The organism is Ruegeria sp. O5, assembly GCF_056535105.1.
The window spans coordinates 147,082-159,518 of sequence record NZ_JBQERN010000004.1; the positions used below are offsets into that span (position 1 = coordinate 147,082).

At 57.6% G+C, this 12,437-nt stretch carries 13 protein-coding genes; 8 read left to right on the forward strand and 5 right to left on the reverse strand.

Going from position 1 to position 12,437, the window contains the following annotated elements:
- Positions 1–78 precede the first annotated feature (78 nt).
- The 6 genes from ACR0M3_RS08400 (at position 79) to lpdA (ending at position 7,311) form a co-directional block, all read left to right on the forward strand.
- On the forward strand, positions 79–576 hold the full coding sequence (locus tag ACR0M3_RS08400; RefSeq protein ID WP_480558805.1) for a DUF805 domain-containing protein: 498 nt from the start codon (positions 79–81) through the stop codon (positions 574–576).
- On the forward strand, positions 573–1,115 hold the full coding sequence (locus ACR0M3_RS08405) for a DUF805 domain-containing protein (protein WP_480483139.1): 543 nt from the start codon (positions 573–575) through the stop codon (positions 1,113–1,115). The genes ACR0M3_RS08400 and ACR0M3_RS08405 overlap by 4 nt, the downstream gene beginning before the upstream one ends.
- Complete coding sequence (locus ACR0M3_RS08410) at positions 1,112–4,069, forward strand: 2-oxoglutarate dehydrogenase E1 component (RefSeq protein ID WP_480773332.1); 2,958 nt, start codon at positions 1,112–1,114, stop codon at positions 4,067–4,069. The genes ACR0M3_RS08405 and ACR0M3_RS08410 overlap by 4 nt, the downstream gene beginning before the upstream one ends.
- 3 nt (positions 4,070–4,072) lie before the next feature.
- Positions 4,073–5,578 carry a 2-oxoglutarate dehydrogenase complex dihydrolipoyllysine-residue succinyltransferase gene (gene odhB / locus ACR0M3_RS08415; protein ID WP_480910245.1) on the forward strand — a complete coding sequence of 502 codons (1,506 nt, stop codon included), beginning with the start codon at positions 4,073–4,075 and terminating at the stop codon, positions 5,576–5,578.
- Between the two features lie 2 nt (positions 5,579–5,580).
- Positions 5,581–5,850 carry a hypothetical protein gene (locus ACR0M3_RS08420; RefSeq protein WP_480773334.1) on the forward strand — a complete coding sequence of 90 codons (270 nt, stop codon included), beginning with the start codon at positions 5,581–5,583 and terminating at the stop codon, positions 5,848–5,850.
- Between the two features lie 72 nt (positions 5,851–5,922).
- Positions 5,923–7,311, forward strand: a complete 1,389-nt coding sequence (gene lpdA, locus ACR0M3_RS08425; RefSeq protein ID WP_480899240.1) for a dihydrolipoyl dehydrogenase — start codon at positions 5,923–5,925, stop codon at positions 7,309–7,311.
- Positions 7,312–7,332: 21 nt separating this feature from the next.
- Here the strand turns inward: lpdA and ACR0M3_RS08430 are convergent, their stop codons facing one another.
- A complete protein-coding gene (locus ACR0M3_RS08430) occupies positions 7,333–7,911 on the reverse strand; it encodes a TetR/AcrR family transcriptional regulator (RefSeq protein WP_480773336.1) in 579 nt (192 codons plus the stop codon).
- Positions 7,912–8,012: 101 nt separating this feature from the next.
- Here ACR0M3_RS08430 and ACR0M3_RS08435 point away from each other — a divergent pair, with 101 nt between their 5' ends.
- Positions 8,013–8,606 carry an NAD(P)H-dependent oxidoreductase gene (locus ACR0M3_RS08435; RefSeq protein ID WP_480773337.1) on the forward strand — a complete coding sequence of 198 codons (594 nt, stop codon included), beginning with the start codon at positions 8,013–8,015 and terminating at the stop codon, positions 8,604–8,606.
- Positions 8,607–8,625: 19 nt separating this feature from the next.
- On the opposite strand, the gene ACR0M3_RS08440 is transcribed toward ACR0M3_RS08435, so the two are convergent.
- The 4 genes from ACR0M3_RS08440 to ACR0M3_RS08455 are packed head-to-tail and all read right to left on the reverse strand — an operon-like array spanning position 8,626 to position 11,531.
- Positions 8,626–9,231, reverse strand: coding sequence for a pyridoxamine 5'-phosphate oxidase family protein (locus ACR0M3_RS08440; RefSeq protein ID WP_480483127.1), 606 nt, complete (start codon positions 9,229–9,231; stop codon positions 8,626–8,628).
- Positions 9,218–9,958 (reverse strand): lysophospholipid acyltransferase family protein, encoded by a 741-nt coding sequence (locus ACR0M3_RS08445; RefSeq protein ID WP_267363220.1) that lies wholly within the window; start codon positions 9,956–9,958, stop codon positions 9,218–9,220. The genes ACR0M3_RS08440 and ACR0M3_RS08445 overlap by 14 nt, the downstream gene beginning before the upstream one ends.
- Positions 9,958–10,857, reverse strand: coding sequence for a cell division protein FtsX (locus ACR0M3_RS08450; RefSeq protein ID WP_480910247.1), 900 nt, complete (start codon positions 10,855–10,857; stop codon positions 9,958–9,960). Before ACR0M3_RS08450 ends, ACR0M3_RS08445 begins: the two co-directional genes overlap by 1 nt.
- The gene (locus ACR0M3_RS08455; RefSeq protein WP_209506709.1) at positions 10,854–11,531 is read right to left on the reverse strand and encodes a cell division ATP-binding protein FtsE; all 678 of its coding nucleotides are present in this window, start codon (positions 11,529–11,531) and stop codon (positions 10,854–10,856) included. Before ACR0M3_RS08455 ends, ACR0M3_RS08450 begins: the two co-directional genes overlap by 4 nt.
- Before the next feature lie 182 nt (positions 11,532–11,713).
- Between ACR0M3_RS08455 and ACR0M3_RS08460 the strand changes: the two genes are divergently transcribed.
- Positions 11,714–12,436, forward strand: coding sequence for a zinc-ribbon domain-containing protein (locus ACR0M3_RS08460; protein WP_480483122.1), 723 nt, complete (start codon positions 11,714–11,716; stop codon positions 12,434–12,436).
- Position 12,437 lies beyond the last annotated feature (1 nt).

Genomic DNA, 12,437 nt, shown 5'->3' on the forward strand with positions numbered 1-12,437 from the left:
CTGCGGGTGGGTGCAACGCACCCGCCCATGGGGCGGTCGGGCGCTGCCCCGGCAGTGCCGCCGAGTAAGTGAGTGTTAATGGGGCCGAAACAAGCCATATCGACTGGTATTCGAAAAGCACTCGTCTTTTCAGGCAGGGCTACGCGAGCCGAGTTTTGGTGGTTCGGACCATTGGCGGCTATGCTGCCAATAATTGTAACTCTGCATCTTGACTGGCGTGTTTCCTTCGGCTGGGGAATCGGGCGGTTAATAGTAGTGATGGCAACCTCTATCCCTTTGCTCGCGGCTATGAGCCGACGGTTACAAGATACTGGAGAAGATGGTCATCAGGCCCTGTATCCTTTCATGCCAATTATACTCATCTGGATTGGGCACCAGGTCTTCTTGTTGTTCAGTTTATTGATAGGTGGGCCAATTTTGTGGCTGATCTTGGCATTCCTGACCCTTGGGCCGATGTTTCTAGCGGCACTCGTCGCGAGTGTGATGGTAACAGCAAATATCATCGGAATGATGCTTGTCGCGTCTGAGCCGGGGAGCAACCGGTTTGGTGTGCCAAATGGAGAAGTGACCGCATGACCTTCTCCGACGCCATACGCACCTGCTTCTCCAAGTTCTTCACCTTTTCGGGCCGTGCTTCGCGGCCCGAATACTGGTTCTTTTTTCTGTTCATCGTGATCTGGAACATCATTGCCGGGATCATCGACTGGCAGTTCTTCACGCAGGTCGCGGTGACGGAAACCGAAACCTCGAAATCCGTGTCGACCACGTCCTCGCAACCGGTGCAGGGCATCGTCAGCCTGATCGTCTTCTTTCCCCATCTGGCAGTTGCTTTCCGGCGGATGCATGATACCGGTCGCAGCGGGCTGTATGCTCTGCTGCCGATCCTGTTGATCCTTGGCGCCGGAGCCGTGCTCGTTTTCGGTATCGGCCTGGCCTCTCATTTCCAGCATGGTGGCAGGCTGGATATCCTGTTTACCCGCGCCACGTTGCTCATCGTTCTTCCGACACTACTGGTACTGGTCGTGTCGCCCCTCCTGGTTCTATGGTGGCTGACACGCCCCAGCCAGCCAGGCACCAATCAATACGGTCCCAACCCAACAGAGGTAGCCCTATGACCGAACATTCGCCCAATTCCGCCTTTCATGCCTCAAGCTTCATGCAGGGGCATAATGCCGAATATCTGGAGCAGCTTTATGCGCAATACACAAAGAACCCCGGTGCGGTGGATGCCGCATGGGGCGCGTTCTTTGATGCCATGGGCGATGATGCCCCCGATGTTCAACGCGAAGCCGAAGGTCCGTCCTGGGCGCGCACCGACTGGCCGCCGATGCCAGCAGACGACCTGACTGGTGCGCTGACTGGTGAATGGGCCGAGATTGACGCCAAAGCGGCGGGCAAGAAGATCAAGGACAAGGCGGCTGAAAAAGGGGCTGAGGTCAGCGACGATCAGATCAAACGCGCCGTGCTGGACAGTTTGCGAGCACTGATGCTGATCCGGGCCTATCGCATCCGGGGCCATCTGGCCGCGGATCTGGACCCGCTGGGCATGCGTGCTGCCAGCACACATCCTGAGCTGGACCCGAAGACTTACGGTTTCACCGATGCCGACATGGATCGCCCGATCTTTATCGACAACGTGCTGGGATTGCAGGTCGCTTCGATGCGGCAGATCGTTGAAATCGTGAAACGTACATATTGCGGCACCTTCGCACTGCAATACATGCATATCTCGAACCCGGAAGAGGCCGCCTGGCTGAAAGAACGGATCGAGGGCTATGGCAAGGAAATCCAGTTCACCAAGGAAGGCCGCAAGGCGATCCTGAACAAGATGGTCGAGGCCGAGGGTTTCGAGAAGTTCCTGCACGTCAAGTACATGGGCACCAAGCGGTTCGGTCTGGACGGTGGCGAGGCGCTTATCCCGGCGATGGAACAGATCATCAAGCGCGGTGGAGCGCTTGGCCTTAGTGACATCGTCATCGGGATGCCGCACCGGGGTCGCCTGAACATTCTGGCCAACGTGATGGGCAAGCCTTATCGCGCGATTTTCAACGAATTCCAGGGCGGTAGCTTCAAGCCCGAAGACGTGGATGGCTCTGGCGACGTGAAATATCACCTCGGCGCCTCCAGCGATCGCGAATTCGATGGCAACAGTGTGCACCTGTCACTGACCGCCAACCCCTCTCACCTTGAGGCGGTAAACCCGGTGGTTCTGGGTAAGGTCCGCGCCAAGCAGGACCAACTGGGCGATACAGATCGCACAAGGGTCATGGCCATTTTGCTGCACGGTGACGCGGCCTTTGCCGGTCAGGGTGTGGTGGCCGAAGGCTTTGGCCTGTCAGGCCTGAAAGGGCACAGAACCGGCGGCACCATGCATATCGTGGTGAACAACCAGATCGGGTTCACTACCGCGCCGCATTTCAGCCGCTCGAGCCCCTATCCCACCGATATCGCGCTGATGGTCGAGGCCCCGATCTTCCATGTGAACGGCGACGACCCCGAGGCGGTTGTTCACGCCGCGAAAGTGGCGACCGAGTTCCGCCAGAAGTTCCATAAAGACGTGGTTCTGGACATCTTCTGCTATCGCCGGTTTGGCCATAACGAGGGCGATGAGCCCATGTTCACCAACCCGATCATGTACAAGAAGATCAAAACCCATAAAACTACGCTTTCCTTGTACACCGAGCGGCTGGTCAAGGACGGGCTGATCCCCGAGGGTGAGATCGAAGATATGAAGGCCGCTTTTCAGGCCCACCTGAACGACGAGTTCGAGGCCGGGAAAGACTATAAACCCAACAAGGCCGACTGGCTGGATGGGCGCTGGTCGCATCTGGACAAGAACAAGGATGATTATGTCCGGGGTGAAACAGCGATCTCGGCAGAGACACTGGCGGAAATCGGAGCCGCGCTGACCAAGGCTCCTGACGATTTCGCAATGCACAAAACTGTTGAGCGGTTGCTGGAACATAAAAAACAGATGTTCGAGACTGGTGCAGGCTTCGACTGGGCCACGGGCGAGGCACTGGCGTTTGGCTCGTTGCTGACCGAAGGATATCCTGTGCGTCTGGCCGGACAGGATGCAACACGGGGCACCTTCAGCCAGCGTCACTCTGGGTTTGTTCATCAGGAAACCGAAGAACGGTATTACCCGCTTAACAACATCCGTGCCGGGCAATCCCAATACGATGTCATCGACTCGATGCTGTCGGAATACGCGGTGCTGGGTTTCGAATACGGCTATTCGCTAGCAGAACCGAACGCTCTGGTTCTGTGGGAGGCGCAGTTCGGCGACTTTGCCAACGGTGCGCAGATCATGTTCGACCAGTTTATCAGCTCGGGCGAAAGCAAGTGGCTGCGGATGTCCGGTCTTGTCACACTGCTGCCGCATGGCTTTGAAGGGCAAGGCCCGGAACACTCGTCAGCGCGTCTGGAACGGTTCCTGCAAATGTGCGGTCAGGACAATTGGATCGTGGCGAACTGTACGACACCCGCGAACTATTTCCACATCCTGCGCCGTCAGTTGCACCGTACTTTCCGGAAACCGCTGATCCTGGTGACACCGAAGTCGCTGCTGCGTCACAAGCTGGCCGTCAGCACGGCGGACGACTTCACCACAGGCTCCAGCTTCCACCGGGTGCTGTGGGATGACGCGCAGAAGGGCAACTCTGACACCAAGCTGGTGGCCGATGACAAGATCAAGCGCGTCGTCATGTGTTCCGGCAAGGTCTATTTCGACCTGCTGGAGGAACGCGACGCGCGTGGCATCGACGACATCTACCTGATGCGGATCGAACAATTCTATCCGTTCCCGGCACATTCACTGATCAACGAACTCGAACGGTTCAAGAATGCCGAGATGGTCTGGTGTCAGGAAGAGCCCAAGAACCAGGGTGCGTGGACCTTTATCGAACCCAACATCGAATGGGTCCTGTCCCGTATCGATGCAAAACACACTCGCCCGACCTATGCCGGTCGCGCCACATCGGCCTCGCCCGCAACGGGGCTGGCCAGCCAACACAAAGCCCAACAAGAAGCGCTGGTTAACGAAGCGCTGAGCATTGAAGGAAAGTAAGCGATGACGATTGAAGTTCGTGTTCCCACGCTTGGCGAATCGGTCACCGAAGCCACAGTTGCAACCTGGTTCAAAAAGCCCGGTGATGCGGTCGCCATGGATGAGATGCTGTGTGAGCTGGAGACAGACAAGGTCACCGTCGAGGTTCCTTCGCCGGCAGCGGGTGTCATGGGTGAAATCGTGGCAGCCGAAGGCGAAACCGTCGGTGTTGACGCCTTGCTGGCAACGATTGCGGCGGGCGAAGGCGCAGCCCCGGCGCCAGCCGCAGCCCCGGCAGCGGCACCTGCCGCATCAGGTGGGTCGGTTGACGTGATGGTTCCGACACTTGGTGAGTCTGTGACGGAGGCAACCGTTTCGACCTGGTTCAAGAAGGTTGGCGACAACGTCGCGCAGGATGAGATGCTGTGCGAATTGGAAACCGATAAAGTCTCGGTTGAAGTTCCCGCACCGACTTCGGGTGTTCTTGCGGAAATCGTTGCTCCAGAAGGATCGACCGTGGATGCGGCTGCCAAGCTGGCCGTCATCACCGGAGCTGCCGCTGGTGCAGCAGCCGCGCCGGCACAGGCAGCAGCGGCGGCGCCCGCAGCAACAAGCACCGGAAAAGACGTCGCAAACGCACCGTCCGCCCAGAAAGCAATGGCCGAAGCCGGACTGTCGGCTGATCAGGTCACCGGAACAGGCCGCGACGGTCGCATCATGAAGGAAGACGTAGCCAAAGCCGTTGCAGCAGTTTCAGCCCCGGTACCTGCGGCGGCTGCGCCCGCCCCTGTGGCCCAAGCCCCACGCGCCCCTGTGGCTGCCGAGGACGAGACCCGCGAAGAACGCGTGCGGATGACCCGCCTGCGCCAAACCATTGCCAAACGTCTCAAGGACGCACAAAACACCGCTGCGATCCTGACCACCTACAACGAGGTGGACATGACCGAGGTCATGGCCCTGCGCAATCAGTACAAAGACCAGTTCGAGAAGAAGCATGGTGTGCGTCTGGGCTTTATGTCCTTCTTCACCAAGGCCTGCTGCCACGCGCTGAAAGAAGTGCCCGAGGTCAATGCCGAGATTGATGGAACCGACATCGTCTACAAGAACTTCGTGCATATGGGCGTTGCCGCCGGTACGCCGCAGGGTCTGGTCGTTCCCGTGATCCGTGATGCCGACAGCATGTCCTTTGCCGCGATCGAAAAAGCCATCGCCGAAAAGGGCAAGCGCGCCCGTGACGGCAAGCTGAGCATGGCTGAGATGCAGGGTGGCACCTTCACCATCTCGAACGGTGGTGTCTATGGTTCGCTGATGTCCTCGCCGATCCTGAACCCTCCTCAGTCGGGTATTCTGGGCATGCACAAGATCCAGGACCGCCCGATGGTCATCAATGGTGAGATCAAGATCCGCCCGATGATGTATCTGGCCCTGTCGTATGACCACCGGATTGTCGATGGCAAAGGTGCCGTTACCTTCCTCGTTCGTGTGAAAGAGGCGCTGGAAGATCCGCGCCGCCTGCTGATGGACCTGTAAGCATGGCAACGCATGTCCTTTGGCAAGCCGACGTGGCCGATTTCAACGCCTGGCTGAAAGTGTTCCGCGAGGACAAACCGATGCGCAAGGCCGCGGGTATCCGCGACCTGCATGTCTGGCGCGACCCCAACCAAAAAGACCACGCCATCGCGATGTTCGAGGTTACAAACCTGGACAAGGCCAAAGCCTTCTTTGGTTCCGAAGAATTGGCGATGCATCACGAGCGGGGCGGAATTGCCCATATCTCGATCAAGCTGCTGGAACCTGTTTGACAATGACTATTTCCGACCCGCCAAATCGGGTCGGGGAAGCGCCGGAACGTCCGGTCGATTTAGGAGAATGTAATGGCAAATTATGACGTCATCGTAATCGGCGCCGGGCCCGGCGGCTATGTCTGCGCGATCCGCTGCGCTCAACTGGGTTTGAAAACCGCCGTGGTCGAAGGGCGCGAAACACTGGGCGGTACTTGCCTGAACGTGGGCTGCATTCCCTCCAAGGCGCTGCTGCATGCCAGCCATCAGCTGCACGAGGCCGAGCATAACTTTGCCAAGATGGGCCTGAAGGGCAAAGCGCCTTCAGTCGATTGGAAGCAGATGCAGGCCTACAAGGACGAGGTCATCGACGGCAACACCAAAGGCATCGAATTTCTGTTCAAGAAGAACAAGATCGACTGGCTGAAAGGCTGGGGATCAATCCCAGCCGCAGGTCAGGTCAAGGTGGGTGATGAGGTCCACGAGACCAAGAACATTATCATCGCCTCTGGATCGGAACCATCTTCTCTGCCCGGTGTTGAAGTTGATGAGAAGGTTGTCGTGACTTCAACCGGTGCTTTGTCGCTGAACAAAGTCCCGAAGAAAATGGTTGTGATCGGCGCGGGTGTGATCGGGCTGGAACTGGGATCGGTTTACAGCCGCCTGGGCGCCGAGGTGACGGTGATCGAGTTCCTCAAGGAGATCACGCCGGGCATGGACCCTGAGGTGCAAAAAACCTTCCAGCGCATTCTCAAGAAACAGGGCCTGACCTTTATCATGGGTGCAGCGGTGCAGAAAACCGAAGCGACCAAGACCAAGGCCAAAGTTACCTACAAGCTGCTCAAAGACGACAGTGAACATGTGATCGACGCCGACACTGTGCTGGTTGCCACAGGCCGCAAACCCTATTCGGATGGTCTGGGGCTGGACGCTTTGGGCGTCGAGATGACCCAACGTGGTCAGATCAAGGTTGGTGCCGACTGGCAGACCAACGTGCCGGGCATCTATGCAATTGGCGACGTGACCGAAGGCCCGATGCTGGCACACAAGGCCGAAGACGAAGGAATGGCCGCTGCCGAACAGGTTGCAGGCAAGCACGGTCATGTGAACTATGGCGTGATTCCGGGCGTGATCTACACTTGGCCAGAAGTCGCGAATGTCGGTGAAACCGAAGCGACGCTCAAGGAACAAGGTCGTGCCTATAAGGTCGGCAAGTTCATGTTCATGGGCAATGGGCGTGCCAAGGCGAATTTTGCGGCTGACGGGTTCGTCAAGATTCTGGCCGACAGGGAAACCGATCGCATTCTGGGTGCCCATATCATCGGCCCGGGCGCAGGTGATCTGATCCACGAGGTTTGTGTGGCGATGGAATTCGGTGCTTCTGCCGAGGATTTGGCGCTCACCTGCCACGCGCATCCGACGTATTCCGAAGCGGTGCGCGAGGCTGCCCTGGCCTGCGGAGACGGCCCGATCCACAGCTAACACCCCTGACCCCTGCGGCGATCAGCTTGCCGGGGTCAGCCATGCATCCAGATATGTTTCCAGTCTGTCTGTGAACGTTGTCGCTGAATGCAGCGCGCAATACTGTAAGGACATGGCCTGAATGGCAAAGGCCTGCACGCCTTCTGCCAACAGCTCGGATGGTACATCCTTGCGTACCTCTGCGGTTTCAAGCCACATCATCACGACCCGGAAATACCGTTCAAAACAATAGGCAATCGGCCCAATATCTGCGATTGCCGTTGCCCCCGAGTATCTGATCAACAGATCGAACACGTACCGTTCGGATGTCATGAATTCGTGGACCGGTTCCAGCGAAGCGATAATCTCTGGTACCGTTTTGGGTGGGGTACCGGATCGGGCCTGATCCAGGCAAGCATTCAGCTTGTCCGCTATCAAGATTTCCATCAGCGCATCCTTGTCGCGGAAGTGTGCAAAGAAGGTCCCCTTGGCAACACCCGCGGCCTTTACAACTTCATCCACCCGCAAGGCTTCATATCCGCCATGTCGGAAAACCTCTTCCGCAGCTGATAGAAGCTTGGCGCGGGTCTTGATGGTACGTTTCTGGATCGTTTTTTGCATAACGCCCAATCGCACATTTTTTGACCGTGGTCAAATTTAATATTGACCGCGGTCATTTTTTGATTCTATAACTGACCGCGGTCATTTTTAGGAGAACCCCGATGCACCCCAAGAAAATCCTCATCCTCGATGGACATCCGGCAGAAAGCAGCTTGTCACGCACATTCGCAGAAACCTATGGCGAGGCAGCCCGCAAAAACGGACATGATGTCCGAATAGTCCATCTGAGCGACCTGCAATTCGATTTTGATTTCGGTCAGGGCAACTATCACGACTTCAAGCCGCTTGAACCGGTTCTGGAACAAGTGTTGCAGGACTTCGAATGGAGCGACCATCTGGTCCTGACCACACCTATGTGGTGGGGCGGGCTGCCTGCAAAACTCAAGGGATTGATTGACCGGATGTTCATACCGGGGCGGACATTCGACACCCGAAACACGACGATGGCTGGCCTGCCAGCCCCGATGCTGACCGGACGCACGGCACGCGTTATCCTGACCTCAGATACGCCGGGCTGGTTCATGCGCCTGATGTACAGGCAAGCGCTTATTCGACAGGTTCGGGGCCAGATCCTCGGGTTTGTTGGCTTCAAACCAACGCGATTCACTTACTTTGCAGGCGCAAGCTATCCCAAACCGGGCAGCGTTGATCGCTGGATCAAAAAGGTGTCCAGAATCGGAGCCGCCGCAGCTTGACTGAACAACCGTCCGCTACCTACCACATTGTTTTGGCGGCGCGTGCAGCCCAGTCTTTGTCATATTGCGCGCCGCCCTCTTCACCCTCTGACGCCTCCGACAAAAGCTGCCCAATCGTCGGAAGGTCCTTGCTTTCGTCGCCACAAGTCCAAGTGCGGGCGCGCATCAGTGCACGCGCGCACTGACTGTAAATCTCGTCAATCTGCACGACGATAACCGTCGCCGGAACCTTGCCAGCCTTTTCGAACTGGTTGCGCAATGCCGCGTCTGCGGTCAATCGGGCTGTTCCGTTAACCCGAACGACATTGTCAGAACCCGGCACAAAGAACATCAGCGAAACGCGCGGGTCCCGAACAATGTTGCGCAAGCTGTCCAGGCGGTTGTTTCCCCGCCAGTCAGGCAGCGCCAGTGTTTTTGGGTTCAATTCGCGCACAACAGCACCGTCGTCCCCACGTGGGCTTCCGTCCACACCCTCGGGACCAACTGTACTGAGAACACAAAGGCGCGCGGCTTCAATCCACTTGCGATAGAGCGGAGTTAAGTGTCGAACGACCTTTCGCAACGAAGCAGCACCCGGCGTTCCGTACAACGCCTCGAGATCTTCTACTTTTTCAATGAATTCCATCAGGATCAAACCCCACTTCGCGCATCAATTCGTTCGAGCGTGTTTCGATGACTTCCTCCAACCGCGCGAGGAACTCATCGCGGGCAACACCTGGTTTGATCGGCTCCAGAAAATCTACAATGGCAAGGCCGGGCTTACGCATCACGCCTGTGCGGGGCCAGAACACGCCAGCATTCGTAGCAACCGGAACACATGGAAAACCAAGGCCTTCATACAGGACCGCTGTACCAACCTTGTAGGGTTTCTTTACTCCCGGTGCCACACGCGTGCCCTGCGGATAGATCACCAGCTGACCGGGTTCGGAAAACTCTTTTGAGACGTCCTTGACCATTTTTGCCACAGCCGCACCGCGCTTGCCGCGATTGACCGGGATACAGCCAAGGCGTCGTGCATACATGCCAATGACCGGTGTGAACAACAGCTCGCGCTTCATGATAAACTTGCCGTGCGGAATGGCGTCGAAAATCATGATGATATCAAGGAACGACTGATGTTTGGCCCCGATGACCACTTCATTCGTTGGGGCATTGCCCCGCACCTCACAGCGAATACCAACCATCCACCGGGCCAGCCACATGGTGCTTTTGGCGTAGGTTTTGCACGCTTTCAGGGCACCGTTTTTGGAAAACAGCGCATAAGGCAGAAACGCGATGCCAAGGATCAGCATCCAGGCATAGATCACAATCATGAAGATGAGGGAACGAACCCACTGAATTGCCATCAACATCAGGAAAGCTCCTTCAACTTGCGTCGGGCCGCGGCCCATGTGGCAACAAAGGCAACGGCTGCCCCAAGGACGGGGATAAGAACCGGCAATACCCAGTCTTTGCCCTGAAATCCAACTCCGGTCAGAAACCCGCCCGCGTCCGAAGCTTCGGGCAAAAGCAAGACACCTGTCATTCCCAGCAGGGTACCAACCGAGGCGCCGAAAAACGCGCGATAGGTAAACCGCCGTACAAAAGCACCGGCGATGAAACCATCCTGTGCGCCAACCAATCGCAGGACCTCGATAATCTGCGCATTGGCCGCAAGCGATGCGTTGGCCGCAAGAGTAATCATCGCAGCGGTCGCGCCACCGATCAGCAGGATTGATATCCATCCCAGACGACGCAGGGACATCGCTGCATCGACCAGCGGTTCGCGCCATCGCGTATGATCATCCAGAACCGCGCCCGGTACCTCAGCCCCCAATCGCAATCGCAGCCCGAGCGCATCCAGTCCCGGTTCGCCCTCGATGATCTCAATCAGCTGCGGGATTGGCAAAGTATCCAACGGCAGGTCCGGCCCGAACCATGGTGCCAGCAACGCGGCTTGTTCATCTGCGCTAAGCGCACGGGCAGACGCGACACCGGGTGTCTGGCTGAGGACGGTCAATGCCGCTTTTGTCTGGGCAGCAAGCTGCTCGGCCGGTGCGTTGATGCGTAAGGTTGCAGCGCCCGCCAGTTCCGAGGCCCACCGATCCGCGATGCGGCCAGAGGCGAGGGACAAAGCCAAAGCAAAAACAGCAAGAAATGCCATAGCACCAGCGACAAACAGCGTCAGATGCGCGGTGTAGCCGGTTGGTGGAACAACGCGGTCAGCACGGGTATCGCCGCGCAGCAGGTTTTGGATATCAGCCCCAGTCACAGATCTGCCCCCGCCAGATGCAGCTTTCGCTGCGAAATCCGCAAAACACGTGCCTGAACATGACTTTTTGCCGCGCGGATCAGGCTCAGGTCATGGGTGGCAATCAGAACGGTCTTTCCCATACGGTTCAGCTCGACCAGCAGGTGCAACAAACGTTGCGACATCTCCCAATCGACATTGCCCGTGGGCTCATCAGCCAATATGACATCGGGCGACAGGATGACGGCGCGCGCCAGAGCCGCCCGTTGACGTTCACCGCCGGACAATTCCGGTGGCCGCGCTTCGAGACGTGCACCAAGCCCCACCCAGCTGAGCAGTTCGGTCAAATTGTCTTGCCCAGACGACTCCCCGCGCCCGGAGACCATCAGTGGCAAGGCGACATTCTCGGCAAGCGTCATATGGTCAAGGAACTGGCAATCCTGATGAACAACGCCGACGCGTCGGCGGAGCACGGCCAGCTGATCCCGATCAAGGGCCGAGATATCCTGATCAAACACGCTAAGACGTCCAGAGGTTGGTAACAGTGCCCCGTAACACAGCTTGAGCAATGTCGTCTTTCCCGCTCCTGACGGACCGGTCAGAAAGTGGAACGACCCCGGCTGTAGTTGAACCGAGACATCGCTCAGCAACTCGCCGCCACCGTAGGTATAGCTGACATTTTCCAGCTCGATCACACGTGCCCCCAATATTTTGCCGCTCTTCTTGCCCGAGCAGGGCGACGGTTTCAATGGCTCTACCGAGTCCAATTGGTGACACTTGACCTATGAAACCGAAAACGCCCTTTGCTGTTGGGTCTTAACGGAATATCATCCCTGAAAAAACTATTATCGGCCCTTCATCCGGCCGAGGAGGCAGTATGCGTCTTACATGTCCGAATTGCACTGCGCAGTACGAAGTTCCTGACGAGGTCATCCCCGAGGAAGGCCGCGACGTGCAGTGTTCGAACTGCGATCAAACCTGGTTTCAGGCCAAGCATCCATCCGAGCAGACGGATGAACCGAACGCGCCCGAGGACAAGCCTGTTGAGGTAGATACATCGGACACCGAGGTCGAGGCCCAGAAGGACGCCGAGCCCGCAGAAAAAACAGCGCCAGAGGTTGAAAAACCTGCGGCATCCACAGGAAATGTCGCCCCATCAGTTGCCAGCATCCTGAAAGAAGAAGCCGCACGAGAAGCGGAGTTGCGTGCGCAGGATGGCGGTGGTCTGGAAAGCCAGCCCGATCTGGGCCTGGAAGCCCCACCAGAGCCAAAGGTCAGGCCCAAACGCCCTGCAACTTCGGAAACCGCCGTTGATGCCGGGCAAAAGAATGCGCTGCCGGATGTCGATGCCATCAACTCGAGCATGCGGTCGGACCCGGCAGAAGATGAGGCGCAGGCGCCTCGCAAGTCCGGTGGGTTCTTGCGCGGTTTTGCGCTGATGCTGATCATCGGCGTGGTTCTGTACCTGATCTACGGGAATGCCCGCCAGATCAGCGAGGCTGTACCGCAGGCCGATCCGTTGCTCAGCTCATATGTGTCGCTGGTGGATCAGGCGCGCATCTGGCTCGAAACTCAGGCAGGATCCGGTGCGCAGAACTAAG